We start from the raw sequence: 23,939 nt of genomic DNA on the forward strand, positions 1-23,939 counted from the left end.
GGGCGCCGAATATGCCGAATGTTTGGAATTGAAACCCGCCGCTAAGGCGGGTCTTTTGTTTCCCAAAATATTTTTGGAGTTGCTGCCCGTTTGGACTTGATCTAGTACGGACTACGTACTAGATACCAGCCATCGAAACACAAACGAGAGTTAAACAGATGGCAGTCAATCTTTACCAGAACGTGACGGCGCGAATTCTCGCCGAATTGGAAATCGGAACGGCGCCTTGGGTCAAGCCATGGTCCGCGACTCCCGGAAAGAACATTCCGCACAATGCCGCAACGGGCCGGCCTTACTCTGGCGCTAACGTTGTGCTGCTCTGGATGGCCGCGGGACGGTTCACGACTCCCAGGTACCTGACATTCAAACAGGCAAAGCAGCTAGGCGGAAACGTCCGCAAGGGCGAGCATGGCTTTACCATCTATTTCGTCAAGCCAATGGTAGGCAAGGCAAAGGACGGCGACGAGTCCGGAGTCGGCCGGACGTTTACCATGCTGCGCGCCTATACGGTTTTCAATGTCGACCAATGCGAAAACCTGCCGGAACGCGTAACGGTACCGGCGGAGATCAAGCCGCGCCACAATGACGAACGGGACGCAACCATTGATGAATTCATTGCCGCGATTGGCGCCGACTATCGGGACGGGCAAGGCGGAGATAGGGCATACTACAATCACGGCGCCGACTTTGTGGCTATGCCGTCATTTGCCGCGTTCAATTCCGCGGCAAGCTACTACGCAACCGCGTTTCATGAGCTGGGACATTGGACCGGCCACAAGTCGCGGCTTGACCGGGAATTCGGCAAGCGGTTTGGAGATAAGGCCTATGCGGCGGAGGAGCTGGTCGCGGAATTGACTAGCGCCTTCCTTTGCGCGGAATTCGACATTGACGGCGAGTTGCGTCATGCCGGCTATATCGAAAACTGGATCCAGCTGCTGAAAGACGACGCGCGGGCGTTCTTTACCGCGGCGAGTGCAGCACAGAAAGCCGCGGACCATATGCGCGGTCTGGCGCTTGCCGCGGCGGACGATAGCGCGGACGAAATGCCGTTAGCCGCATGACGCGCGCGGTGATCCTAGCGAGAGTGCGCTACGGAACGCGCGTTGGAAGGGCGCGAACGGCACGAACGGCACCGATGGCACGGGGGCTCAAATGGTTCGTGTCGGCGGGAAAGGTAGGAACTTCCGGTCAGCCAGAGCGTCAGTGATCGCTATGAACAGCGACGAAGCCGATGCGGACAGGTTCCGCAGGCAAGCAATGGTATGCCGGCAAGAAGCGGAAAAAGCTGGCAGTCCAGAGGACGCGGCAAGCTGGCTACGACTTGCCGAGGATTTCGACGAGCGGGCGCAGCAACTGCACCGCGCCTTAGAGCGCCGGCTCGCAAACCTCAAACCTTCATAGATGCCGGAGTCGCCCAAACCGGCGCATTTTTTTATGGGCGGTATGAGGGATTGCGCGCCTATCGTCTGGCCAAGGCTAGGCCCGGCTTCCAAAAATCCCTTGGAACCGGCTTGACAGGCGCAAAAATCCGCCGTCTGATAGGCATGCTGACAATAACCCGCCCTTGAGGCGGGTTTTTTGTTGCGGCGAGGGGCACCGAAGCTCGGGCGTCAGATGGAGCAATCTCGATTTCACTTTCGACTTAGTGTCCGCGCGCGTTAAGGATAATCAGCTTCCGATAGTAGGGCGCGCTCCACTGCTTCTATCGCTGTTTGGAATTCCACAAACCGCAACATTGTGGCTTCATATGTGCCTCCTCGCTCGTAGGGCTTTGAGAGAAGCTCGGCGCATAGCCTACGCTCCTTGACCAGCTCGGCGAGCGCGTTCACCAGGTCTTTCTTAGCCGCCTCAGTCATTGTGCGCCTCGTCGGTCAGACGACCGCAGCCACCGCCTATGGCTATCCGCGCGAGCGCTGGCGATGAATAACAGCGGGTCCGAAGACCTTTGGCTATCCGCAACAGGCGCCGTTGTGAACGGCGGGCAATGGCTGCGCGGCATGAGAACGCTGGTCAGCAGAATTTAGTTCCCTGGGCCGGTTGGCGCGCTGCGTCAACACGTTGACTAGGGCGAATCCATTCTTCAATCATGCTAGGAATCTTGTGGCAGTTGCCACTGATACGCGTTGCGGACGACGCTGATACGCTTTGCGTAATAGGGCGGGGACTCACCAAGGGGCCACCGAGGCGGCCCCGGCTGAGCGTCAGGGCCACCAATGCTTCCGGCTGGAGCGATTGGCGGCACAAACCGGAAGCTCGGAATCTACGCAGATCCCGCGTTCTTGTTCCTACCGTTCGATTCTCCCGTGATCATTCTAGGAATGTTTTGGCATGCCATACGAGGCCTATCCCGGTTTGCCCGAGTCGTTTCAGCCGACTCCCGTCAATCCGAAACGCAATCCGAATCTAAACGGTAGGAAGCCGCCGGGCGCCGTTGCCAAGATTACGCGGGATCTGAAACACGGCATCATTGACGCGGCAGTGGCTTACGGAAGCGACGGCAACGGCAAAGGCGGATTGACCGGCTATCTGTTTTTCCTCGCCGGCAAACATCCCAAGGCGTTTGCCGGGCTGCTCGGCAAGATGCTTCCGTTACAGGTCAACGGATCAATTCAAAGCGTCGTCGGACAAATCAACGTCGTTTCCGTTCCGGTGGATCACTACCTAAGTCCGGACGACGTCCGGAAGCTTGCGCCAGCTCCGCCGGCTATCGATCACGAGTCGAGTGACGACGCGGCGCCGCCGTCGTCGGATCCTGGAGTCGCGCGAGACCTGGACGCGGCTTAACGCACCAACCTTTTGCAACGGCCAAGCCATTGATTGCGTGAGGTCCGCGCGCTGTTGCAAAAGTTTTAACTTTCGCACCATGGAAACGGCCGGGAATTCATCGGCGAAAAGCGCGACATTCCGCGGCTTTTCACGGCTATTCCGCCGGATAAGCCTGAATAAGACAACAATATCAATGGATTAAGAGGGGGAGGGGTTTCACCTCCGGTTCCGTTTTCGAGGCGGGCGGCCCCGCACCCACGATTTTCCTCCAAAACCGTACCGGTATCATGATACGCATCGACTTGGTCGAGGAAATCGACCGCGCCGGCGACCACCGTCGTGGCATCTGGCACTGGCGCTGCGAGGCGCTGTCCGGTTTCTCCCGCCAGCCGCTCCTAGATGCCTGCCGCGAGCTGCAACGCATCGGCGCTAATCCCGCCGAGCGCGCAGGGCTATTCCGCGAAGGCAAGAACGTGCCGGATCTCTGGTGCCGGATCGATGTCGGTGCGCGCACCACCGTCGATGAAGCCGGCCCCTGGTTCGCAAAATTCAAACCGTTCGATCCGCAACTCCGGAATCGCGCCTGAGTTTTTTCCAAAATTCCTTTGGTGCAGTGCAAAAAGAAAACCCCGCCAAAAGCGGGGCTGAGCTTAGCGAGAACACCACGCGGCGAGCCGCTGGGCTTTGGCTTCCGGCCCCGGCACATAGGGCAGGGCGTAGCCCTCCTTGAGCAGGACGGCGCCGACATCGACCGTGCCAGCGTAAACGGTGGCGAGTGTCCGGCCGAAGCGGTCGACACCGTTAGGCGTGTAGGACACCTCGCCGCTCTTGAGCAGTTCGATCAGCCGGTTCTTGGCCGCCACACCAAGCTGGTACTCATTCTCGCAGCGCGAGCGAAAGGTTTCCGGCGTGTCGATGGAGATGATCCGGATCCGGACGTTGTCGATGTCCACTGTGTCGCCATCGATGACGGTTACGCCGGCCATCGCCGGAGTGAGCACCGCCAGGGTCGCTAAGGCTGCCAGGGCTACTCGCATGCGATGCCGTCATTGTCGCGGTCAAGATGACGGGCATAGCCGGGCTGGCCGGTCCGCATTCGGGAATAGCCGGCCGCGCGGGCATCCCGGCAGGTGCGGAAATGCAGGATCGCCGCGTCGGGCTCGGCCTTCCTCTCCGGAGGCGCAGCGTTGGCGGTGGCGCCGCCAGTAACCGGACCAGGGCTTGCCTTGATCTGACCCTGCGCCAGCGCTGGAATATAGAAAAGAACCGCCAGCGTTGCAGCGGTGACAAGAAGTTTCATTCGCAATTCCCTTTTGTTTAATAGGGTTCAATCCCTAGTACGTATTATGTCATAATTTGCAACTCAGCTCTTGCGAAATCCCGCCAGAAACTTGTGAGTAGGCCGACATGGTTACCACCGCGTCGAGGGCAATCCGCCGTGGCGCCGCCCAGCAGCAACGGATCATTACCGCTCACGGCGCCTGGCGCCGCGTGGTGTTCGCCGCCGAGTGCGATCCGCTCGGCAACTGCCCGGTCTGCGGCGTCGATTACGCCGAGTGTCCCTGTCCCGGCCCGACCATGGAGGAGGAGTTCGAGTACCGCGAGATGAACGGCGTGCTGTGGGCGCGTGCGCGCCCCGCCGGCAAGCAGGCATGAGCGGCGCCATGTACGCGGCGTTGATCCTGTTCCTGCTCGCGATATCGGTGCTCGCGATCACGCTGGCGTTTGCGCCATGAAGTTTCGTCCTGCCGACGATCCGCGCCATACCGATGCGCCCGACTCGCATTTGGTCGACTGGGAAGACAACGCCGTCAGCAACACCTTCGCCTGGGCCTCGTACAAGTTCCTGCCGAGCTGGTGCGAGTCGCCGGAGCACTGGACCAGCCGGCTGACGCAGTACCTGTTCACCGATTGCCCGTGCTGCCTGTTGTTTCGCGGGATTGCAGTCGGGGTCGTGCTGGGCCTTGCCTTCGGCACCGTCGCCAACCTCGCTGTTATCCTGACCGTGGTGGCGCTGCGATGAAGCCGCGGGGCAAGGCCAGCGCCAAAGCCAGTGCCAAGCCCAAACCGAAGCCCGAACCGGAGATCAAGGCTGCCAAAGCGAAGCTGAAGCCGCAGCGACCGCAGGACCGCTGGCGCCAGCCGAAGACGCTGCTCGATGTCGATCCGATCACCGAGCCGGCGGCGCCGTTCGTGCAGCCGCCGCCGCCCGAGGAGCCGCCGAAACGTGGTCTCACCATCGCGATGGGCGAGAAGTTTCAGCGCACGCTGTTCGCGCCGGCCCGGCACAAGGCGCTGCCCGGTGGCCGCGGATCCGGCAAGTCCTGGTCGGTCGCCACCTATCTGACGGTCCAGGCGCTGCAAAGCCGCAAGCGCATCGTCTGTTGCCGGCAGTTTCAGAATTCGATCCGCGACTCCTCGAAGGAGCTGGTCGAGAAGCGGATCCGGGATCTCGAACTGAACGATCAGTTCTCGGTCCAGGACCGCGTCATCGTCAACAAGGTGACGCAGTCCGATTTCCTGTTCATGGGCCTGGAGCGCAACATTGAAAGCATCCGGTCCCTGGAAGGCGCCGACATCGTCTGGATCGAGGAGGCCCGGACGATCAATGCCAAGTCGATGGAGATACTTCTTCCTACAGTCAGGAAAGCCGGCTCGGAATTGATCTGGACCTGGAATCCCGAGCTGCCGGATGACCCTGTTGATGCTTACTTCCGTGGTCCGCAAGGACCACCACCAAGAAGCATCGTCACCTTCGTCGACTACCGCGACAATCCGTTCTTCCGCGACACCGAAATGGTCAACGAGATGGAGGTGCTGAAGGTTGGCAACCCGGCGCGCTACCGTCACGTCTGGCTCGGCGAGTACGACACCAAGCACGACAGCAAGGTGTTTCCCAACGCCCGCACCGGGCGGATCGAGGTCAATCCGGACACCATGCCGGCGCGCTACGGTCTGGACTTCGGTTTCGGTTCGGATCCGTCGTTCATCACCAAAGTGTTCATCAACGAGGACCGCAAGCAGATCTACATCGCCGCCGAGGCATCCGGCCGGGTCGCGATGGACGAGCTGCCGATGCTGGTGCGCGGCGTGATCGAGAGCGACAAGGATCTGATCAAGGCGGACTCGAGCCAGCCCGGCACCATCGAATTTCTTCGCCGCCGCGGTCTCAACGTTACTGAGGCCAAGAAAGGACCGGGCAGCGTCAAGAGCGGCATCAATTTTCTGCAGAGCTACGACATCGTCATCGATCCCTCCTGCGAGCAGATGCGGGAGGAAGCGCGGCTCTACAGCTGGATGACCGACCGTCGCACCGGACAGATCCTATCCACGCCGGTCGATGCCAACAACCACGGATGGGACACCGTGCGCTACGCGCTGGAGGATTTCTCGCTCGACGGCGACGATCCGAGTGTCGATCCGCATGGCGGCGTCTTCCGGCTTTTCAAGCGCTGGTAACCAACAGAAATCAGGAAAATCAAATGGGATGTGGTTGCGGAAAATCATTCTCCAGCCGGGGCACACCGACGCCCGTGCGTGCTGGACACGCGCCGGCAACGACGATGGCGACCAACTATCGGCCGCAGCCGAACAGCAACACGACGCAGCACGCGCCAAACCGTCAGGTAGTGCAGTCCGCCAGCCTGCAGCAGCGCCGTGCAACGAACAATCGGCGCCAGGTCTAGCTACTGGATATCCACCTGATGGCCCTGTTGGACATCTTCCGCAAGAAAGCGCCGGACCGTCCGGCCGCTGACGAACCGATCTCGCCTATCGTCATCATGGGCGGCCAGCAGGTGCGCTTCCTGTCCAATGCTGCCGTGGTGGCGGCCGATGTCGCGCAGCGCCAGAACCCGCAGCTCTATCGCATCACCAATTTCGTGGCGTCTTCCGTGCAGGCGGTGCCGTGGTTCTGCGAGGCGGATCCGGACGTGGTGGCCGCGGAGCGCGCCGGCAACGCCAAGATCAAGGCGATCAATGACCTGCTCAAATCCCCCAACGACACCTTCACCCAGCAGCAATTCCGCTATTGGCTCGCTCTTAACCTCATGCTCTACGCCCGCGCTCACTTCAAGGTGGGTGTCGGATCGACCGGTTCGCCCAATGGCCTTTACCCTCTTGCTGCAAAATATGTCAAAGGCGTTCTCAACCAACGCGGAACGGTTGACGGCTACGAGTATGGCAGCGGATCGAACATGACCGCGCTGCCGTCGCGGCGCGTCGCCGAGAAGCGCGGCGGCAACATCGCTTACGGCGCCGAGATCTCGTTCCCCAGCCTCAGTGGCCTGGTCGAATACAACAGGGCGCCGGCCGCCATCGAAAGCATCGCGCAGCCGATTGCCATCATCAACGCGCTGATGCAACGCGCGCTCGACACCGCGAGCGGACATCCGAACGTCAAGTACGTCATCACCGCCGAGAAGACGCTGACCAAGCAGCAGCGCGACGCGCTGGCGCAACACCTGGAGGAGGGCGGTCCCGGCGACGAGTATTCCGGCAGCGTGCTGTTCCTCTACAACACCACGATCAAGGTCGATAAGCTCGACAACAACCTCGCCGACATTCACAGCAAGATCCCGCTCGACGACATGACCCGGCAGATTGCCGGCGTCTATGGCGTGCCGATTGCGCTGCTCGGTCTCGGCAGTGCCGACAGCGCCAAATACGCATCGAACTACAACGAGTCTCGTCTGAGCTTCTGGCAGGACACCATCGCGCCCTGTTACCTCAGTCCGATTGCTGCCGGCATGACCATGGCGATCTGTCCGCCCGGCGCGCGGATCTCGTTCGACCTCGACGCGATTCCGGCGCTGTGGGAAGGCCGTGCCAACCTCGGCTCGACGCTGTCACGCGTCAACTTCCTCACCACCAACGAGAAGCGCGACATCCTCGGCTACGAGCCGACCACGGAGATCCCGGCGGTGCTGTTGTCGTCGGGTACCGGGACCGCGAAGGACGTCAGCAACCCGGACGATTCCAAGCCGGCGCCGGACGATAAGCCGGACGACAAGCCAGACGATGAAGACACCAAGACCAGGATCGCTCCCCCGCCGATGCGGGTCGTCAATTAACGGGAGATCGCGAAGTGGAGGCCGACAATGAGTGATCGCAAGCAGTGGAAGCCGGGGGACCGCCTGCAGTTCGACATGGCGTCCGCCGCCCATGCGGTCGAAGATGCGCCAGAAGGCTTCATCGCCGGCATCGCGTCGACCCCGGCGACCGACCTGTACGGCCACAAGGTGCTGGCCGGCGCCTTCGACAAGTCGATCAAGAAGAAGGGCCTGTCCGGCCCGCGCGGCATCAAGCTGCTGGCGTTTCACGACTGGTCGAAACCGGCCGGCGTGATCAAGCGGCTGAAGACGGTCGATCAGGAACTGCGCCTGGAGGCGCAGCTGAACCTCAACGTCTCCTACGTCAAGGATCTCTACGAGGCTTCACGGCAGAATGGCGGCCTGAATTTTTCGGTCGGCTTCGTGCTGGAGGAATTCGAGTACGTCGATGAGAAGGACGCGGAAGACGACGAGTACCTGATCATCAAGCAGGGCGACCTGATGGAAGTGTCCGTCGTCGTCTTCCCGGCTCAGCTTGAAGCCGAAATGACCTTCATCAAGCATGTCGATACGATGGCCGAGTTCGAGAAGGCGCTTGTCGCCGATGGACTCTGCCGGAGTAGGGCAGAAGCGCACCGGTACGCCCTGTTTGCGAAGACCAATGTGCATCTGCTCCAAGGCAAGCAGCCGCCCTTGGCGCCTCCTGCCGAACAGCCCGACCGTCCCTTGCTGGATGTTCAGATGTTGAAGGCCTGTCACGACCTCGCGACCCGCGCCAACCGTGCGCTCCGGTAGCGACAGAGGTCATTCCCACCAAACATTCCCGAAGGAAATCTCACCATGAACACCCACATCCGCAAGGGTGTCTTCCTGACCAAGGAAGCCCCGGCCGACAAGGCGGCTGCCGATGCCGCACTCGAAGTGCTGACCAAGGAACTCGGCGATATCGTCACCGCGCTGGAAACCAACCGTAAGGAGACCGACGCGCACTACACCGAGCTGTCCAACCACTACAAGGGCATGAAGGCCGACAACGAGGCGACCCGTGCCGAAGTCGCCAAGCATGCGGCGGAGTACGCCCAACTGGTCACCCAGCAGCAGGCGTTGCAGCAGGCGCTCGATCAGGTCAAAAAGGAGATCGATGTCCCGCTGCTGCGCAGCGGCGGCGACCTCAAGGACAACGACACCAAGGCGGCCATCGAGCTGCAGCGCCGCGCCTACCTGTTCAAGGGTGGCGACAATGACGACTTCGTGCCCGACATGGAGAACCTGGTCAACGCCGCGCATTACCGCTCGGCGGTGCGCAAGCTGATGAAAGTCGGCATCGAGAGCAAGGCCAAGATCGTCCGCACCTTCGACGAATATGAGCGCAAGGCGTTCGATGCGGCGAGCCTCGACTCCGCGATGTTCTCGCCGGAGATGCTCGGCATCGAGGTCAACTGCATCGTCGAGTGTGCGGAGCTGCTCGATCTCTACGGCAGCGTGACGGTCGGCAAATCGACCTTCATGTATCCCCAGGTGATGAATTACGGCGCCATCGGCAAGTACGACTGCGACGCCAAGTGCGACGCTGAATACGGTCCGGAAGGCAATGTTCAGTTCAAGAACGGCGCGGTGTCGGACTTCCGCGGCGTGTTCTGCCTGCAGCGCAAGGTGCTCGCGGAGGCCAACTATCCGTTGCTCGACTTCATGTATAACGCGGCTTCGCGGTCGTATCGCATCAACCGCAACCGCGCGCTGATGGTCGGCGATGGCATCAACGAGCCGCTCGGCTGGTTGTCGTCGGACTGCTTCACCAAGCTGAAGACCGGCGGTACCACGTTCAACCACATCGACTTCCGGCTGTTCTTCGCTTCGGCGCCGGTCGAGTATGGCGCGGTGACCGCGGTGATGCACCAGAACATGTTCGCCTATCTGGCGGCCATGGTCGATGCCAACGGGCGCTTCATCTTCGGCGACGGTCTGATGACCTACTCGCCGGACGATGTCCGCGAGCGGATCCGGATCTCGAACTGCCTGCCGGATGCCACCGCGGGTCTGACCAAGGGCAGCGCGGCCAACCCGTTCACCACGGGCGACTTCCTGGTCGCGGTCGGCTCATGGGCGCAGGCCTACTACTTGGTCAACAAGCGCGGCTTGTGGATCGAGCAGTGGGAGGGCCAGTCCTCGGCCTGGTGCGTCAAGTACCAGTTCGGCGCCGAAGACGGCGGCTTCACCGGCTGCTGCCCCGCGGCGCGCATCCTGACGGTCGGCCCGTAAGACCGACAGCCCTCACACATCACAGGAGACAACCATGAACATCAACACTGCGACCCAGCATCAGGGGGTGATCGCGTGGGATGGCGCTGCCAGCTATCCCATCGACATCCGCCAGCACGTAAGCTTCTCCTTCACCTTCAAGGCCACGGCCGATCTTCCGGTCGATGCGGTGTTTCATGTGCAGGCCGCGCCGCCCAACTCAGCCGACCCCTGCACGCCCGGCGCCTTTGTCGACGTGCCGGAGGTGCTGACCTGCGTGGCGCCGTATGGCGCGGCCGGGGCCACCCAGTCCGGCTTCACCATTCCGGCCGGCACCAAGAAAGGCTCGATCTGCACGGCGACTTTGCCGTGCAGGCCGGACGCCTTCATTCAATTGGTGGCGACTGCTGGTGGCGCCGCTGTCGAGGCAGTGGCTGTTCTGTCCGGCCCGCGGTGAGAGTAGCCGTCGGTCGAGCGATCAGGGTTGGCCCTGGCGACCAGGTCGTCGTTCGGGGCCAGCTCGCAGCCGCCAAACTCGGGCGGCTGTATGTGTTCGCGTGTGAGCGGGGCAACGATCATTTCTCGCCCTACGTTCCCGACATGTCATCTCTGGTCGGGTCCGAGCCGAAGCTGCTCTCGACCATGGCGCTGCGGCTCACTGAAGATCGTCCCGAGCGTGAGATCAGTTTCGTCTCCGACATAGACGGCTTCGTTCGCATCATGCAGGAAGTCGACACGGCAAAGGATCCGCGCGCCAAGGTCAAGCTGACGCGAACGATCTGCCCGGATCTGCCATGGCCCGAGCGCATGCTTCGCCTGATCACAGGAATACTGACATGGCCGACGTTGAAGCTCTCGTAATCGGCGACAACAAGCGACCGGAAACCGCTGACGGGCGTGTCGGCTGCGTGATGCTGGTCGCCAGCGGTCAGAGCGTCGACGACCAGGGCAACGCCATCAAATTCTTCGATTACCGGCCGGGCTTCTTCCAGGACATCATCCAGGTCCGCTGGGACAAGGACACCATGCACGTGGTGCTGCCGGTGCAGGTTTCGGACTATCTGCTGCGCAATGGCTATGCGCGAGCCATGACTGCGCAGGAAGCGCAGAGCTACAACGCGCAACTATCGGCTGAGCCGACGGCGGCAACGCCCGCGGTTGAGCCGCCCACTGTCGTCGACGAACCGGAAGCCGACGCGGAAAGACCGCGCCGCAAACAGAGGAAGGGAGATTGAGATGATCACGGTCAGGTGCTCGAACGCTTGCACGCCGAACAACGCGACGGCGCTCGCGACGCCGCCATGCTTCCAGTGTCCGGCCGCGGCCGCCCCCTAGCCCCGCCGCGGTTGATGCTGGGTGAAGGCCCGGAGGTCGCAAACCTGCTCCGGGCTCTTTCTTTAGACGGAGGATCGCAGCCATGATGCATTTCAACATCGATGACTTTCAGCCGATCAATAACGGCTGCCAGAAGTGCTGCTGCGAGAAGCTGTCGCTGGAGCCGGGAACGACCAGCAAGGTCAGCGTCGGTTATGCGACCTGGGCGATTCCGATTGGCCAGCTGCATTGTCTGCCGCAATTCTCGCTGGAGCAGATGAATACCTGTCCGGTGCCGGCCAGTGGCAACATGCCGCCGCGGCCCAACGACAACATGATCCGGTTCGATACGCCCGTCGATACCGAACTTGCCGACGATCTAAACGGCGAGGTCACAGATCCCGAAGGCGATGCTCTGACGTTCAAGCTGCTGTCGCTGTACGGTCCGCAGCATGGCAAGCTGATACTCGATCCCGGCGGCACGTTCACCTATACGCCGAACAGCGGCTATAAGGGCGGCGAGCGGTTTTTTGTATCGGTCGCCGACGGCGTCAATTCGCCGGTCGTGATGGAAGTCTTCATCGGCGTCGGTGTCGCATCCGCGGATGCCGACGTAACCCCGCATGTCTCGATTGATCAGGCCGGCGTCGTCGTCGATCAGCGATATTTCACCGCCGCCTTTCCGATCAAGGTTTCGCCGGCCGCGCAGCTTTGCGAGGTGTGGCGGCTCACGGTGCTGCAGGGCGCGCTCGATTGCGACTGTACCTGCTATTCGCGCACCGACTGTTTCGACATCGGGATCGGCAAATGCTGACGGCCACGACCGGCGAACGGCATTACGACCCGAGGCAGCCACCGTTCGAACCGGATCGGCTGGAGAGGTTCGAGTGGCACAAGGGCCTGTCCCTCGACATGATCCGCCTGCACACCAAGACCGATGACGTGCCAGGGGTGACCGACGAGCAGTTGGAGCTGTATCGGGCGTCCTCGATTGAGGCTGCCGAGTTCTATACCGGCATGCTGCTGGCCGGGCAGCGTACCGTGGTTGAGCCGGTCCAGGGTCCGCCCTCGCGGCCCGGAAAGCTGACCTACAGGATGCGGCTGCGCTACCCGGTCGCCGACGGCATGGTCTACCTCTATGGCGGCAGCCATCCCGCCGACAACGTCGTGTTCCAGGTGCCGCCCAACACGCGCTCGATCCGGGTGCCGATCCGCAGCGGTCTGATTGACCTAACGAACTGCTGCGATCCCTGTGCCTCGCACGCGCTCAACCGCGGCATGATGGTGGCCTACAAGGCCGGTTTCCGCTGCATGGAGGACGTGCCGGCGGGCATCGTCGTCGGTTGCCTGCAATACATCGCCTGGATCATCGAACACCCCGGTGACGAGCTGATGACCCAGCGCAACCGCAAGGACAATTCGACCAAGATCGGCGGCGTGTCCGGCTCGAACAACATCGCCATGGTTTCCGGCGCGCTGGAATCCTGGCGCCTCTACGACAGCGAAGCGATCTGATGCCGCTCGACACCAAGATCTCCGACCTGCGCAACCGGATCTCGCTCTGCACCATGCAGGATGTGGTCGAGGAGGGCGGTGTCATGACCTTGGCGCGCATCGAAATCGCCACCGTGTGGGCCGCGATCTACGCGCAGCCGCACCTGCCATCGTTCATTTCGCCCTACGGCTACGCCATCAAGGAGAATGCCGACCGCCGGACCCATCTGATCACGGTGCGCTACAAGGTCGATCTCGACCTCACTTCGGCGGCCTGGGTCTACGAGGTCCGGCGCAAGTCGCCGCCGCGCTGGTACAAGGTGCTCGGCTTCTACGACAACGAGAACTGGATCGTGATGCATTGCCATCTGGTCCAACGCTCGGAGCGCGCGACGCCGCCGCAAAGCAAGCTGGCGGCGGAAGTCTCCCGGATCTGAGCCGTGAACATCCAGTTCTCGTTCGTGCCGTGGCGACCGTTTTATGCCCGCAAGAACGACGCCGAAATCAAGAGTTGGCTGCAGCGCGTGGCGAAGGCGTCGGAAGCCGCCTTCAAGGGCGGCATGGGCAATTATCCGCCGGCATCGGCGCCGGGCGCCTGGCCCAACATCCGGACCGGCAATCTGCGCGGCTCGATCCGTACCGTGGTGACCAACGATTCCATGACCATCGGCAGCAACATGCATTACTCGCGCTGGCTACGGGAGGGCACTTCAAAGATGGTCCGCCGCAAGATGAGCGATAACGCGCTGAAGGCCGGCATGAGCGCCGGCCGGCTCGGACACTGGGTCGAGTGGTCGCGGTGACACCAATGGACGCGCGAACGCCCGCCCAGGAAAAGCGGTTTCTGCCGGCGGCGGCCGAAGCCATTGCGCAATGGTTCTATCCCGAGCTGGAGAATCCGAACGGTCCGCCGCGCTCGGTCGCGGTCAGCGACATCGACATCACCAAGGAAAACATCCCGACCTTGCCGCTGGTGCTGGTGGCATTCACGCAATCGCTCGGTCATCAGCTGATGCGCAGCTCCAGTTCGGAATTCGAGATCACCGATACCTTCGTGGTCGAGTTCTGGATGCCGCCGCAGCGGGTTCAGCACAAGAACAAGGATACGCCGTACTGGAATTATTATCCCTATGAGTACATCCGCGACACGCTGATCGCCGGCTTCGTCAATTGGGAAGGCCCACGCGGCGAGCGCGTCGCCTATCGTGGCCTTCATGTCGAGGCGGATCCGCTGGCGGCACGATTGACCTTCACCTTCGTGGCCACGTTCCAGTGGTGTGTCGACAGCCTCGATATGGGCACCCCGTTCGATGTCGGTTTCAGGCTGTGTACGCCGGCCAGCTGTATCCCTGACTGCACTGAGGAGCAGGAGGTCGACGAATGTCAGCCGTGTCCGTGAGTTTTTCCACCCCGACGAAAAGGAGGCCCGCGATGGCCATGATCTACGTGCGAGCCCGCCCTGGTCGGCGGGCATTTTTCGAAGGTCGCGTGATTCCCGAAGACAAGTTCATTCCGGTGACCGACACGCCGTACATCCGGCGGCTGGTCGACCATTGGGGCGACCTTGAGGTGGAGGGCGATGCCAAGTCATCGCGCCGCTCGGCTTCGCGGTCGACGTCGTCAACCTCCACCGAATAACCATCGGTCGATAAAGGAGTAAACCACAATGTCAATTGATAGCCTGCGGTCCGGCGCCATCCGGATTTGCTTCGATGCTTCGCTGAACGCCTACCCCCATAAGTGCCGCATCCTGCTCGAAGGCCAGATGCTCGACGACGGCACGGCAGCGGATGGCGAGCTGATCCAGATCCCGTCGCTGCGCGATGTGGATGAGTTGTTCGGAGCGGGGTCGGTGATTGCCGAAGGACTCAAGGTCGGATTCGGCTGTTGCCCGAACAATGCCCTGGAGTTCTTTGCGTTGCCGCACAAGGATTTGTCGGTGGGCGCAACGACCAAGGCGGTCTATACGCTGACCTTCACCGGGCCAGCGACCTCCGACGGCCGGGCCGATTTGTTCATGGGTGACGGTCGCTGGAATACCTCGACCCGCATCACCGAGGGAATGACGGCAGACGAGATCGCGGCAGCTGTCACGCAGTCCATCAATCTGGAGGCCGGTTTCCCGTTCGATGCGGTGGCGGCTCTCGGCGTCATCACGCTGACGGCAAAGAACGCCGGCACGGTCGGCAACTGCCTCAATCCGATCTACAACTGGCATCAGCGCCGCGACTATGCGCCGGAGGGCGTGTCGGTAGAGGCCCTCCAGACCATCGTCGGCGCTTCTAGCGCGGCATGGGCACCGCCGGACTATGCGGCCATTCTTGGCGAGTGCTGCTATTGCTGCATCGGCATGCTCTATGACGATCCGAAGTGCCAGGACGCGATGATCGCCTACATCGCCACCGCCTGGTCCTGCGACAAGCCGCAGTGCTTCGGTCACGGCTACACGTATAACACCGGCTCGCTGGGGCAGATCCTTTCCACCGACACCAACTCGGCTGAAGCCAGCCGGCTGGCGCAGTGCTGCGAGGATCCGATTCTCGGCTATCTCAAGGTCGCAGCCTATACAGCGCTGTCGTGCTGCTCGGCGGTCGACAATCCGGAGATGTCGATCCAGGGTCCGAACTTCGGCGTACTGTCGTGCCTGCGTCAGCCAGAATCGTGTTTCCAGTGCTTCACCTTCGAGGAGCAGCAGCTGCTGGAGTCCACCGGGTTTGTTGTCACCGTGCCATTGCAGGGCGGCACGGGTGCGATGACCCAGCCGATGATCGTCAACGACATCACCAACAATCGTTACGACGAGAACGGCCGGGTCAATGCCACGTGGTGGAACGTCAACAGCCGCAGGCTTGCTGCGGCCACGGCGGACGCCGCGGCGATTGCGCTGAACCAGGTGGTCGGCCTTGGCCTGTTCACCAAGAACACCACGATCCCGGCCGGCATTCGCGGGACCAACCCGAAGCTTATCCTCGGCATGTTCCGTGCCTGGGCCAAGGCGAATATCGGCATCCTGTTCTCTGAGTTCGAGAACATCGATCAGGACATCCAGCTCAAGACCGACTTTGAGGTGGCGCCGAAGTGCCAGGGCATCCCCGGCAAGCTCTGGATCGACTTCGTCTATCGGCCGCCGGTCCGCATCACCAACATCATCATCAACGCGCAGCCGGCAATGCTCAGCAACTGCTGAGCCGGCCGCCCTCAATCACCTTATCGAGGAGTGACGCACATGTATGGCGATCCAGAACTTCCCGGAAATGAACCGACACCAGCACCGCCTCCGGCGCCAGAGCCGGTCAAGGAGCCGGAGCCGAAGGAGGATCCGCCCAAGGAGGGCGAGAACGGCGACAAGGGCGAGGATGCCTGACCACCCCCAGGAGGAGAAAGGAGTAATTCGATATGACCTGCACCAATCAAGTCGGGGTGAAGAACATCCTTCTCACCTTCAGGGATTGCGACACCGACGCGGTCTACGGTCCGATTGCGCACAAGCTGGCGACCGAGGATCTGCCGACGTGGCGGCTCTGTCCCTACAACAACGATCCGCTGCCGCACGGCTATGTCAAACGGCAGCCGACCAATCCCGAGCTGGAGATCAACGTCATCCGGGATCTTCGCATCCCTCTTGCGATGTATCAGGGCTGCAGCGACGTCTCGATCCAGGTCGAGTATTACAACGGCCTGGTCTATAGCGCCGTGCAGGGCACCGGGACGGGCGATGACAAGTCCGACACCCATGAGGTGACCATGACTATCTCGTTCCGAGAGATCGACGAGATGTTGCCGAACGGCACGCTGGAGAGTACGCCGAATCCGATCACGCCGACATTCGCGGTGGCGGCGTAGAGGAGTCGACATGGCCGATAAATCTCTGAATGGGGCCAAGCTGGAGAAGATTCCGATTCACTTCCAGCTTGGTGACAATCTGATCGACGGGGCAGTAGTCCGCCCGCTGACGTTTCAAGGCTTCGTCGATTGCATCATCGAAGCGCAGGCGATGAAGCAGCCGACATCATTCGATGCGCGCATGCGACGGGTCAGGATGATCCGGCAGGTCGCCTACCATATCAACGGCACTGTCGTCCCGATGTCGATGGAAGACGTGCTGAAACTGCCGATCCCCGACACGCGGAAAATCTCGGCCAAGCTGGATGACAACGAAGGCAAGGCCGGCAAGATCATTCGCGACGGTGACGGCATCGATCAAGCCATCACCTACGAGCTGGGGACGCCGATTCCGGTTGGTGCGGGCAAGGAGCCGATCCGCGAACTGGAATTCCATGCCAGCACCTATGGCGATATCGAGGACGTGATGGCGGCCGACAATCCGATGGCACAGACCGCCAAGCTGATCGAGACAGTAGCGAAGCCGCTCGGCTCGACGCTGATGCAATTGCCGTCATGGGCGATCAATCAGATCTCGGTCGCGGATGGCATCACCATCTCGAAGGATATCCTGCCGCGTTTTCTCGGGTCGCCGGACGAGTAGCCGAAGTTGTCGAGCAATACCGCTATTACTCGGCATCGGCTGGCGACGTTCGCCCATTAAGCATTCGGCTGTTGACCTTTCGCATCAATAATTTTCACAAGGTGCACAAGGCGGAAACGCGCAATCGCATTCTTCTGGCGGGTGGGAAAGCCTAATCAGACATGGTGTCATTCGTCGAACAAGCCACACTGAAGGTCAACGACCAAAGCTCTGCCGAGATCAAGAGGATCAACGCCGCGCTGAAATCCTTGTTCAAGACGGCTGACAAGCTGAAAGGCGCGACGGCCAACCTTCAGATCAAGACCAAGGGCCTGGCCCAGGCCACGACAATGGTCGGCAAGCTGGCGAAGGACGCCAAGGCTTTGCAGTCCAGCGTCGGCTCGATCAGGGTCAACCTGAACACCACGCAGGCGCAGGCACAACTGGCCCGGCTTCGGGCGCAGGCGCAGCAGCCGATCCGGATGCCGCCGCCGCTTCCAGGCGGAGGTGGTCGCGGTGGTGGCTTCGGTGGCGGTATGTTCGGGACCGGGGGCTACCGACGCCGCGGCTTTGCCGGTGCGGCGCTCAGTGGTGCCGCTTTAGGCTTCGGCATTCCGATTGGCGGCCTGACGGCGGGATTCGCCGCGGTCGAAGTCGCTGCGCGTGCAGCGGCGGAAGCCCTGTCGGCCGTTGCGACAGCCGGCATCAAACGGGATCGTACCAGCCTACAGGGCGCCGCCCTGGCGACCGAGGCACAGCGGCAGCAGCTGAAGGTATCACAAGAGGCTCGGCAGAAGGCGAACGTTCCGTTCGGGATGACGCGGGATGAAAGCGAGCGGCTTGTCTATTCGTTGCTCGGCGATATCCCCGGCGTGGCGAAAAGAGGCGAGACGCAGGCCAAAGCCGACGAACGGCAGATGGGCGCCGCGATCAGGGTTGTTGACGAGTTGCAGAAGGAGTTTGTTCCGAGACTGTTCGCGATTCGGCCGGGCACGACGCGAGAGGAGAACCTGGAGGGGCTGAACCAGATCATCAAGGCTATGAATCTGGCATCGCCTGACCTGATCGATGCCGCCGGTAACCTGACCCAAAGCGCCCGGCGCGTGCTAAGTGCTGCGCAGACGGCGATGATCCTCGATCCGGAGTTGCAGCCGAACCAGATCAAGACCGCCTTGGCGAATCTGAAGACCGCAGCTTACTCGATGAGCGAGGACGCCCTGACGCGGACGCTGCTGAACGTCGGCGCACGCGGCATGCGCGCCGCCAATGAGGCCTATATGGCCCAGATGGTATCGACCGGTACCATCGACGTGAAGAAGGTCAACAATGCGCTGGTCGAGATGGGCCTGCTGCAAGGTGCCCGACGCAACAAGCAAAAGAACGTCGAGGCCGGAACAGGGAAAGCGACGGACGAAGCGACGCTCTACAGCGATCCAGCAAAGTGGTACCGGGAAAACGTCGTCCCGGTCATGAACGATGCGGTCGCCAAGACCAAGGAGGCTCAGAAGCGTGTAGCCGAGGCCAGGGCTGCGGGGAAAAGCGCGGAGGAGATCGCAGAGGCCGCGCTGCCGACCGATCAGGAAGTTACGGCGTTCGTTCACAAGAAATTTGCTGGCGCGTCGAGATCGGCGCGGCAAGGCATCATCGACCTTCTGATGGCGGACAAGCAGCAGACCGCTGCGATTGAGTACGGTAAGCGTCGGCGGGGAGAGCCGATTGATCCAATGATTGAGAAGTCTGCGGCGGCGCAGTGGGAGCGGGTCAAGACCGCACTGACCGACCGGATGGATCAGCTCGGCGAGGCGGCGGTGCGGTCGCTGGATCTGGCCAATGTACTCAAGCAGGTCGAGGCCGCGATTCGGGATCCATACGGCAAGGAAGCGACGAGCCTTTACGAAGGTGCCGGTCGCAAGGCGCTGCAGGCCGGGCTGACGATGGATCCGCTCAACATTTCGGCGAAGCTGCTCAGTGCTGCCGGCATCGATCTGCAGGCTGCCGCGAAGTCGATGCTGTCCGGACTCGCTGACTATTTTGGAATTGGCCAGGGTGGCGCGACGCCACCGACCGATGCGATGGGCACTCCGCTCCCCGGAGCGCCGGAAGATCAACGCAGTCAGACCGAGCAGGCCATTCAAGAAGCGGCCAACGCGGTCGAGCAGAACGCCAAGCAACAAACTGCGACGCAAGGCGCAATAGAGAACGTCAGGAAGCAAGCCGAAGAAGTGCAGCGGAGCATCGACAGTACCGCCGATCCCCAACTGAAGGCGGCACTGCAGGCCACACTGGCCGCGCAGCTCGATTACATCAAATCTGCACAGGCCCGCCTGGAACAGCTGCAAAAGACCAGCGAGGAACTCAAGGCCAAGTCTGCGGCAGCCTATGCTGCAGATGCCGCAGCGAAGGCGACAGCGGATAAGGCGGCGGCAACGGCGGCGACAACGACCGCGCCGGAAGTGATCGATGAAACCGTCAAGGCGGTCTTGCACAAGGTCAAGCTCGGCCTCGGCAAGGACGTGCCGCCGGAATCGCGGATGCGGATGAAGGAAGTGCCGCTGCCGATGGCGCGGCCGGCCGCGGCCGATATGCCCGAGATGCCGACCGACCTGGGGCCGACCGTCGATGCGTTGAAGGAAGCGGCGAACAGCACCAACCAGTCCGGCGAGAAGTTCGCGTCCTCGGTAAGCGGCCTCGGTACCGCCAGCAGCAGCTTTGCGACCGCGTTCGATACCGGCGCCGTCAAGCTCGCCAGTGCCGGCAAGACCGCCGTCGCCGACATGGAAAGCGGCGCTGGCGCCGTCGGCCGGCTGATCGCAGCGGCGTTTGTTGCCGGCGCCTCCGGCCTCAAGATCGGCGTCGATACGTCGGGCGTCGTCCAGGCTAAGGCGGGCGTCGATCAGGGTAGCCAAAAAGCATCCGCAATGGCGGCATGAGGCGATTGAATGTCGCGACGAAACTGTGCCATCGGCAAGGACTACGTCCAGGCCGCTTTCAAGGGCGTGCAATTCTACTGCACCGAAGCCGACGTCGAGGGCGGCCGGCGCGGCGCCGAAGGCGAGTTTCCGTTTGGCGAAGAAACCGCTTATGCCGATCTCGGTCGCAAGATCCGGGTCTACCATCTCACCGCCTGTTTCCGCGAGGACGATCACGTTTCGGATTCGCAGGCGCTGTTCATGGCCTGCGAGTCGCCAGGGCCAGGCATCCTGGTGCATCCGACCCGCGGCACCGTCATGGTGGCGTGCCGGTCAGCCAAGATCTCCGACAAGATCGAGGAGGAGGCCGGGGAGACCTATGCCGAGCTGGAGTTCGTCGAAGCCAATTCGGTTACCGGCTTCGCTGGCGTCCTGTTCGGGATCATCTCGACCGCGCTGAACTCGACCTCGCAGACCTCGTTCCTGCGCGACTATCATCCGACGCAGGTCTCGCAGCCCTGGCGAACCGATGTGATCAACACCGCGCAGCGGCTGGTCGACGTCACCTACAGGGCGGCGGTGCAGACCTTCACGGCGGAGTCCACGGCCCAGGACTGGCGCGACATCCTCAAGCTGGAGGAAGTCGCCACCGACGATGGGCTGGCCGCCAACGGCGTCAACGTCGACCGCGCGCTGTCCAATGGCTTCGTCACCATCGCCGAGAACATCGAAGATCCCGTCACCGAATTCCGGGTGATGCGTGCACTGGCCAATCAGGCTTCCGGTTCCTCGGTTCTCCCTGCTGGAGTTGCCATCGACGGTGAGGAGGCCGTACTGAGCCGGCACCGAGTCCTCGCCGCCATCGGCATGGCCGAGGCGGCGATGGCTCGGATTTATTCCTACGTCGATGAGGCGCTGGCGGCCATGGATGCCGTGCTTGCGGTGCTCGACGATGAGGCCAAGTCGGCCTACGCCAACTGCGACAACGGGCTGTTCCTGGAGCTGCGCAAGTACGCCACGCAGTTCACCGAGATGATGAACAACCTGGCGTACCGGCTGCCGCCATTGATTGCCGTCGACTTCGGCGGTGGAGTGCATCCGCTTGTGGCGGCTTATGCGATCTACAACGACGCCAAGCGTCATCGTGAGCTGGAGACCCGCAACCAGGTCGACGCTAACGGCAGGTTTGCGCCGGTCGTGGTGGGTTATGCACCAACATGAAGCCGGTTGTCATTATCGTCGGTGGTTCAGCGCTGGAGAACTGGACCGAAATGACCTTGCAGCGAAGCAAGGATGAGCTGACCGGATCTCTCACAGTTTCGATCTTTGCCGGCGCCATGCCGCCGACACCGATCAACCGGTCGGCGATGGCGGGTGCCCAGATCCAGGTCTACATCGCCGGTCAGCTGGCGTTCACCGGCACGGTCGACAAGCGCACGGGGACCGGGGACAAGAAAGGCAAGGAAGGTACCGACGACAATCAGGAGACTCACGGCGAGTCTTCGATGTCGGTGTCGATTGGACCGAATGAATACACCGTCAAGCTGACGGCGCGCGGCAAGACCAAGCGACTGATCGATTCATCGCATCAGCACCCCACGACGAACATGCTCAAGCCAACCACCAAGAAGGTGGTCGAGAAGCTGATCGAGCCATGGAAGACGCAGCTCGAATGGAAGGGGGAGGACATCAAGCTGGATAAGGTGCGTTTCCGCGATGGCGCACGTGTCGTGGACGAGCTTCACCGGGTCGCGATGGAGAACTGCTACTTTATGTATGAGACCCGCGATGGGAAGCTGCGAGTTACTGACGGTGTTGGTTCTGATTCTGGCGGCGGCGGCGATCCTCTCATACTGGGGCAGAACATTCTGAGTTTTTCGGCCGAGCAGTCCGAGGACGAAGCCAAGTCGAAGATCAAGGTCAAGGGCCAACGCACCGAGAAAGACAAATGGGGCGAGGAGGCGCTGCTGAAGACCTTCAAGGAGGTGAAGGACTCCTGGGTCAAGGATTTTGTACCGCTGACGGTCCAGCACTACGGCGATGCCGATGATAAGACGCTTGAACGTCGGGCTCGGTTCGAAGCCAACAAGCACAGCGCCGAAAGTAAGAAGATCACCATTGAGGTGTTCCACGTTCAGACGCCGTCGGGGCAGCCGTGGGACATCGGCAATACGCATTATGTCGAGGTGCCGCCGGAAGGCATCTTTGACGTGTTCGAGTGCACCGAACTGACCTACACGGTCGACGCCGACAAGACGCTGAAGACAACGCTGGTGTTGTCGCCGCCGCCATCGGGCGGGGCCGGCGTAGGCGGTGGCGGGTTCGGTCTCGGCAGCCTGCCGATGACCATGGGTAACGCCAGGCGCAGCCAGGCCAAAGTCACCCTTACCGCGGGCGAGTACCCGGCACCGTGGTCGCCGCCGATGCTGGCGGAGCTGCCGCTGATGACGCTGGTCGAGGCCTTGGCCAAGCCGCAGCCCGAGGAAGACAAGAAAGAAAAGTCGCCGCCGATGACCCTGCCACCCTGGTTCGGAGAAATCGTATGAGCTACACGCGCTTTCGCGAGCGATCCCGTGACGTGCAAGACGGCCTGGAGCGCCATGTCTGGGGCAAGCAGAAATACACGGGCAAAGGCTCGATCATCAAGGTGCGCGGGACCGACACCGAGGACCAGGAAGCTGCGGTTCTCGTCATTGGCGGCGTGTCGTTCAACGTCAAGGAGAAGTTCAACACTGAGGTGATGCTGCTGGCGTCATCATCCGACACCAATCTCAAGATGGCGCTTCTGACCATCCCAAAGGACAAGCAGCGACGCTGGATGGAGGGTGACGGCGGCGTGCAGCACCCGACCGATGGCGATTTTGCGCTCGATTTCTCCGACAAGCTCGCACACCTGACCAAGAACAAGTTCGGTGTCGGCGAGGATGGTGAGTTCGAAGTCCGCGGCAAGGAGGGCTATTTCCGCGTCAAGAAACTGATTGTCGACGGCGAACTGATCGTCAACACGCGTGTCAAGACGCCGGAAGTGGTATCGGGCAGCGAGAAGCCGCCGAAGTTCGAGGGCAACAAGCAAGCCGAGATCGAGAAGGACGATGAGGGCGGCGCCGGTGGCGCTGGTACCGCGCAGCTCACCATGGATTTCTGACCATGGCGGTCAGCGATCCCTGCCTTGATCAGAACGCCGGTCGGCGCCGGATCTTCTGGACTACGCGTGCCAGCGCATGCGGCAGCTATGTCATGTGCGGCGTCGAATGTGAGATTCGCGGTCTCGAATACCAGGAAGTCGAGGAGCCGGAAGGCGGGCGCACGATCCGGAATGACGAGTGGCTTCGCGGCCTGATCCTGAACATTCTCAACACACGGGCGCGGACCGACCTGCGTTGCCCGACGCCGGCAGCGGTGTATGGTCACTGGTCGGAATCCTTCCGCAAGGACGGACTCTACATTGGATCTCGGGTGTGGAACGTGGCGGCCAAGCCTTACGTGCGGGTCGCTGACGCAGTCAAGGCGATCAAGGCCGCCGTCGTTGCCGACATGGCGAAGCTGACGGTCATGAATCTGGCCGATAGCGTTGAAGTGGAGGCCGATTATCGCGGGCGCAATCGAGTTGATGTCGTCATCACCGCGGTCACGCGAAAGGCCAGTCACGTTCTCAACCTGTCCGGCACCTATTCCTCAGATAGCTGGGTCTGGCAGTGACGG

General features: G+C 61.7%; 30 protein-coding genes. 28 read left to right on the forward strand and 2 right to left on the reverse strand.

Annotated elements, in window-relative coordinates; translation table 11 throughout:
* The first annotated feature begins 158 nt into the window (after positions 1-158).
* The 4 genes from CQ14_RS21290 to CQ14_RS21310 all read left to right on the forward strand — a co-directional run bounded on the left by CQ14_RS21290 (position 159) and on the right by CQ14_RS21310 (position 3,353).
* Entirely contained in the window at positions 159-1,061 is a 903-nt protein-coding gene (locus CQ14_RS21290) for an ArdC family protein (RefSeq protein WP_057859796.1), read from the forward strand.
* Between the two features lie 151 nt (positions 1,062-1,212).
* The gene (locus CQ14_RS21295; RefSeq protein ID WP_057859797.1) at positions 1,213-1,401 is read left to right on the forward strand and encodes a hypothetical protein; all 189 of its coding nucleotides are present in this window, start codon (positions 1,213-1,215) and stop codon (positions 1,399-1,401) included.
* Positions 1,402-2,328: 927 nt separating this feature from the next.
* On the forward strand, positions 2,329-2,784 hold the full coding sequence (locus CQ14_RS43790) for a hypothetical protein (protein ID WP_063800393.1): 456 nt from the start codon (positions 2,329-2,331) through the stop codon (positions 2,782-2,784).
* Positions 2,785-3,053: 269 nt separating this feature from the next.
* On the forward strand, positions 3,054-3,353 hold the full coding sequence (locus CQ14_RS21310; protein WP_057859799.1) for a hypothetical protein: 300 nt from the start codon (positions 3,054-3,056) through the stop codon (positions 3,351-3,353).
* A gap of 63 nt (positions 3,354-3,416) precedes the next feature.
* On the opposite strand, the gene CQ14_RS21315 is transcribed toward CQ14_RS21310, so the two are convergent.
* Positions 3,417-3,803 (reverse strand): thermonuclease family protein, encoded by a 387-nt coding sequence (locus CQ14_RS21315; RefSeq protein WP_082649972.1) that lies wholly within the window; start codon positions 3,801-3,803, stop codon positions 3,417-3,419.
* Positions 3,794-4,066 carry an excalibur calcium-binding domain-containing protein gene (locus tag CQ14_RS21320; protein WP_057859801.1) on the reverse strand — a complete coding sequence of 91 codons (273 nt, stop codon included), beginning with the start codon at positions 4,064-4,066 and terminating at the stop codon, positions 3,794-3,796. Before CQ14_RS21320 ends, CQ14_RS21315 begins: the two co-directional genes overlap by 10 nt.
* 107 nt (positions 4,067-4,173) lie before the next feature.
* Between CQ14_RS21320 and CQ14_RS21325 the strand changes: the two genes are divergently transcribed.
* The 24 genes from CQ14_RS21325 (at position 4,174) to CQ14_RS21435 (ending at position 23,936) form a co-directional block, all read left to right on the forward strand.
* A complete protein-coding gene (locus tag CQ14_RS21325; RefSeq protein ID WP_057859802.1) occupies positions 4,174-4,422 on the forward strand; it encodes a hypothetical protein in 249 nt (82 codons plus the stop codon).
* Between the two features lie 76 nt (positions 4,423-4,498).
* Positions 4,499-4,789, forward strand: coding sequence for a hypothetical protein (locus CQ14_RS21330; RefSeq protein WP_057859803.1), 291 nt, complete (start codon positions 4,499-4,501; stop codon positions 4,787-4,789).
* The gene (locus CQ14_RS21335; protein WP_057859804.1) at positions 4,786-6,225 is read left to right on the forward strand and encodes a PBSX family phage terminase large subunit; all 1,440 of its coding nucleotides are present in this window, start codon (positions 4,786-4,788) and stop codon (positions 6,223-6,225) included. Before CQ14_RS21330 ends, CQ14_RS21335 begins: the two co-directional genes overlap by 4 nt.
* A gap of 245 nt (positions 6,226-6,470) precedes the next feature.
* Positions 6,471-7,838 (forward strand): phage portal protein, encoded by a 1,368-nt coding sequence (locus tag CQ14_RS21340; RefSeq protein WP_057859805.1) that lies wholly within the window; start codon positions 6,471-6,473, stop codon positions 7,836-7,838.
* Positions 7,839-7,865: 27 nt separating this feature from the next.
* Positions 7,866-8,612: an HK97 family phage prohead protease gene (locus CQ14_RS21345; RefSeq protein WP_057859806.1), complete on the forward strand. Its 747-nt coding sequence runs from the start codon at positions 7,866-7,868 to the stop codon at positions 8,610-8,612.
* A gap of 45 nt (positions 8,613-8,657) precedes the next feature.
* Positions 8,658-10,076: a phage major capsid protein gene (locus tag CQ14_RS21350; RefSeq protein WP_057859807.1), complete on the forward strand. Its 1,419-nt coding sequence runs from the start codon at positions 8,658-8,660 to the stop codon at positions 10,074-10,076.
* Positions 10,077-10,110: 34 nt separating this feature from the next.
* Positions 10,111-10,512: a hypothetical protein gene (locus CQ14_RS21355; RefSeq protein WP_057859808.1), complete on the forward strand. Its 402-nt coding sequence runs from the start codon at positions 10,111-10,113 to the stop codon at positions 10,510-10,512.
* Entirely contained in the window at positions 10,509-10,916 is a 408-nt protein-coding gene (locus CQ14_RS43795; protein WP_156435238.1) for a M29 family metallopeptidase, read from the forward strand. The genes CQ14_RS21355 and CQ14_RS43795 overlap by 4 nt, the downstream gene beginning before the upstream one ends.
* Positions 10,892-11,290 (forward strand): hypothetical protein, encoded by a 399-nt coding sequence (locus CQ14_RS21365; RefSeq protein WP_057859810.1) that lies wholly within the window; start codon positions 10,892-10,894, stop codon positions 11,288-11,290. The genes CQ14_RS43795 and CQ14_RS21365 overlap by 25 nt, the downstream gene beginning before the upstream one ends.
* Positions 11,291-11,472: 182 nt before the next feature.
* On the forward strand, positions 11,473-12,183 hold the full coding sequence (locus tag CQ14_RS21370; protein WP_057859811.1) for an Ig-like domain-containing protein: 711 nt from the start codon (positions 11,473-11,475) through the stop codon (positions 12,181-12,183).
* Positions 12,177-12,884 (forward strand): hypothetical protein, encoded by a 708-nt coding sequence (locus tag CQ14_RS21375; RefSeq protein ID WP_057859812.1) that lies wholly within the window; start codon positions 12,177-12,179, stop codon positions 12,882-12,884. The genes CQ14_RS21370 and CQ14_RS21375 overlap by 7 nt, the downstream gene beginning before the upstream one ends.
* Entirely contained in the window at positions 12,884-13,300 is a 417-nt protein-coding gene (locus CQ14_RS21380; protein ID WP_057859813.1) for a phage head completion protein, read from the forward strand. The genes CQ14_RS21375 and CQ14_RS21380 overlap by 1 nt, the downstream gene beginning before the upstream one ends.
* A 3-nt stretch (positions 13,301-13,303) precedes the next feature.
* A complete protein-coding gene (locus CQ14_RS21385; protein ID WP_057859814.1) occupies positions 13,304-13,666 on the forward strand; it encodes a hypothetical protein in 363 nt (120 codons plus the stop codon).
* Positions 13,667-13,671: 5 nt separating this feature from the next.
* On the forward strand, positions 13,672-14,262 hold the full coding sequence (locus CQ14_RS21390) for a hypothetical protein (RefSeq protein ID WP_057859815.1): 591 nt from the start codon (positions 13,672-13,674) through the stop codon (positions 14,260-14,262).
* Positions 14,263-14,294: 32 nt separating this feature from the next.
* Positions 14,295-14,501 (forward strand): hypothetical protein, encoded by a 207-nt coding sequence (locus CQ14_RS21395; protein WP_057859816.1) that lies wholly within the window; start codon positions 14,295-14,297, stop codon positions 14,499-14,501.
* Positions 14,502-14,529: 28 nt separating this feature from the next.
* A complete protein-coding gene (locus CQ14_RS21400; protein WP_057859817.1) occupies positions 14,530-16,050 on the forward strand; it encodes a hypothetical protein in 1,521 nt (506 codons plus the stop codon).
* A 39-nt stretch (positions 16,051-16,089) separates the two neighbouring features.
* On the forward strand, positions 16,090-16,227 hold the full coding sequence (locus tag CQ14_RS43800) for a hypothetical protein (RefSeq protein ID WP_156435240.1): 138 nt from the start codon (positions 16,090-16,092) through the stop codon (positions 16,225-16,227).
* A gap of 32 nt (positions 16,228-16,259) precedes the next feature.
* On the forward strand, positions 16,260-16,706 hold the full coding sequence (locus CQ14_RS21405) for a hypothetical protein (protein ID WP_057859818.1): 447 nt from the start codon (positions 16,260-16,262) through the stop codon (positions 16,704-16,706).
* A 10-nt stretch (positions 16,707-16,716) separates the two neighbouring features.
* Positions 16,717-17,349: a hypothetical protein gene (locus CQ14_RS21410; protein WP_057859819.1), complete on the forward strand. Its 633-nt coding sequence runs from the start codon at positions 16,717-16,719 to the stop codon at positions 17,347-17,349.
* 161 nt (positions 17,350-17,510) lie between these two features.
* A complete protein-coding gene (locus tag CQ14_RS21415) occupies positions 17,511-20,258 on the forward strand; it encodes a hypothetical protein (RefSeq protein WP_057859820.1) in 2,748 nt (915 codons plus the stop codon).
* A gap of 9 nt (positions 20,259-20,267) precedes the next feature.
* Positions 20,268-21,458: a DNA circularization N-terminal domain-containing protein gene (locus tag CQ14_RS21420; protein WP_057859821.1), complete on the forward strand. Its 1,191-nt coding sequence runs from the start codon at positions 20,268-20,270 to the stop codon at positions 21,456-21,458.
* Positions 21,455-22,783, forward strand: coding sequence for a phage baseplate assembly protein (locus CQ14_RS21425; RefSeq protein WP_057859822.1), 1,329 nt, complete (start codon positions 21,455-21,457; stop codon positions 22,781-22,783). The genes CQ14_RS21420 and CQ14_RS21425 overlap by 4 nt, the downstream gene beginning before the upstream one ends.
* Entirely contained in the window at positions 22,780-23,382 is a 603-nt protein-coding gene (locus CQ14_RS21430; RefSeq protein ID WP_057859823.1) for a hypothetical protein, read from the forward strand. The genes CQ14_RS21425 and CQ14_RS21430 overlap by 4 nt, the downstream gene beginning before the upstream one ends.
* Positions 23,383-23,384: 2 nt before the next feature.
* The gene (locus CQ14_RS21435) at positions 23,385-23,936 is read left to right on the forward strand and encodes a phage GP46 family protein (protein WP_057859824.1); all 552 of its coding nucleotides are present in this window, start codon (positions 23,385-23,387) and stop codon (positions 23,934-23,936) included.
* The last annotated feature ends 3 nt before the right edge of the window (positions 23,937-23,939 follow it).

The organism is Bradyrhizobium lablabi, from assembly GCF_001440475.1.
GTDB lineage: Bacteria > Pseudomonadota > Alphaproteobacteria > Rhizobiales > Xanthobacteraceae > Bradyrhizobium > Bradyrhizobium lablabi.

Coding starts and splice junctions, on each gene's coding strand:
- CQ14_RS21290 (WP_057859796.1), top strand. CDS start 159: ATGGCAGTCAATCTTTACCAGAACGTGACGGCGCGAATTCTCGCCGAA.
- CQ14_RS21295 (WP_057859797.1), top strand. CDS start 1,213: ATGAACAGCGACGAAGCCGATGCGGACAGGTTCCGCAGGCAAGCAATG.
- CQ14_RS43790 (WP_063800393.1), top strand. CDS start 2,329: ATGCCATACGAGGCCTATCCCGGTTTGCCCGAGTCGTTTCAGCCGACT.
- CQ14_RS21310 (WP_057859799.1), top strand. CDS start 3,054: ATGATACGCATCGACTTGGTCGAGGAAATCGACCGCGCCGGCGACCAC.
- CQ14_RS21315 (WP_082649972.1), bottom strand. CDS start 3,803: ATGCGAGTAGCCCTGGCAGCCTTAGCGACCCTGGCGGTGCTCACTCCG.
- CQ14_RS21320 (WP_057859801.1), bottom strand. CDS start 4,066: ATGAAACTTCTTGTCACCGCTGCAACGCTGGCGGTTCTTTTCTATATT.
- CQ14_RS21325 (WP_057859802.1), top strand. CDS start 4,174: ATGGTTACCACCGCGTCGAGGGCAATCCGCCGTGGCGCCGCCCAGCAG.
- CQ14_RS21330 (WP_057859803.1), top strand. CDS start 4,499: ATGAAGTTTCGTCCTGCCGACGATCCGCGCCATACCGATGCGCCCGAC.
- CQ14_RS21335 (WP_057859804.1), top strand. CDS start 4,786: ATGAAGCCGCGGGGCAAGGCCAGCGCCAAAGCCAGTGCCAAGCCCAAA.
- CQ14_RS21340 (WP_057859805.1), top strand. CDS start 6,471: ATGGCCCTGTTGGACATCTTCCGCAAGAAAGCGCCGGACCGTCCGGCC.
- CQ14_RS21345 (WP_057859806.1), top strand. CDS start 7,866: ATGAGTGATCGCAAGCAGTGGAAGCCGGGGGACCGCCTGCAGTTCGAC.
- CQ14_RS21350 (WP_057859807.1), top strand. CDS start 8,658: ATGAACACCCACATCCGCAAGGGTGTCTTCCTGACCAAGGAAGCCCCG.
- CQ14_RS21355 (WP_057859808.1), top strand. CDS start 10,111: ATGAACATCAACACTGCGACCCAGCATCAGGGGGTGATCGCGTGGGAT.
- CQ14_RS21365 (WP_057859810.1), top strand. CDS start 10,892: ATGGCCGACGTTGAAGCTCTCGTAATCGGCGACAACAAGCGACCGGAA.
- CQ14_RS21370 (WP_057859811.1), top strand. CDS start 11,473: ATGATGCATTTCAACATCGATGACTTTCAGCCGATCAATAACGGCTGC.
- CQ14_RS21375 (WP_057859812.1), top strand. CDS start 12,177: ATGCTGACGGCCACGACCGGCGAACGGCATTACGACCCGAGGCAGCCA.
- CQ14_RS21380 (WP_057859813.1), top strand. CDS start 12,884: ATGCCGCTCGACACCAAGATCTCCGACCTGCGCAACCGGATCTCGCTC.
- CQ14_RS21390 (WP_057859815.1), top strand. CDS start 13,672: ATGGACGCGCGAACGCCCGCCCAGGAAAAGCGGTTTCTGCCGGCGGCG.
- CQ14_RS21395 (WP_057859816.1), top strand. CDS start 14,295: ATGGCCATGATCTACGTGCGAGCCCGCCCTGGTCGGCGGGCATTTTTC.
- CQ14_RS21400 (WP_057859817.1), top strand. CDS start 14,530: ATGTCAATTGATAGCCTGCGGTCCGGCGCCATCCGGATTTGCTTCGAT.
- CQ14_RS43800 (WP_156435240.1), top strand. CDS start 16,090: ATGTATGGCGATCCAGAACTTCCCGGAAATGAACCGACACCAGCACCG.
- CQ14_RS21405 (WP_057859818.1), top strand. CDS start 16,260: ATGACCTGCACCAATCAAGTCGGGGTGAAGAACATCCTTCTCACCTTC.
- CQ14_RS21410 (WP_057859819.1), top strand. CDS start 16,717: ATGGCCGATAAATCTCTGAATGGGGCCAAGCTGGAGAAGATTCCGATT.
- CQ14_RS21415 (WP_057859820.1), top strand. CDS start 17,511: ATGGTGTCATTCGTCGAACAAGCCACACTGAAGGTCAACGACCAAAGC.
- CQ14_RS21420 (WP_057859821.1), top strand. CDS start 20,268: ATGTCGCGACGAAACTGTGCCATCGGCAAGGACTACGTCCAGGCCGCT.
- CQ14_RS21425 (WP_057859822.1), top strand. CDS start 21,455: ATGAAGCCGGTTGTCATTATCGTCGGTGGTTCAGCGCTGGAGAACTGG.
- CQ14_RS21430 (WP_057859823.1), top strand. CDS start 22,780: ATGAGCTACACGCGCTTTCGCGAGCGATCCCGTGACGTGCAAGACGGC.
- CQ14_RS21435 (WP_057859824.1), top strand. CDS start 23,385: ATGGCGGTCAGCGATCCCTGCCTTGATCAGAACGCCGGTCGGCGCCGG.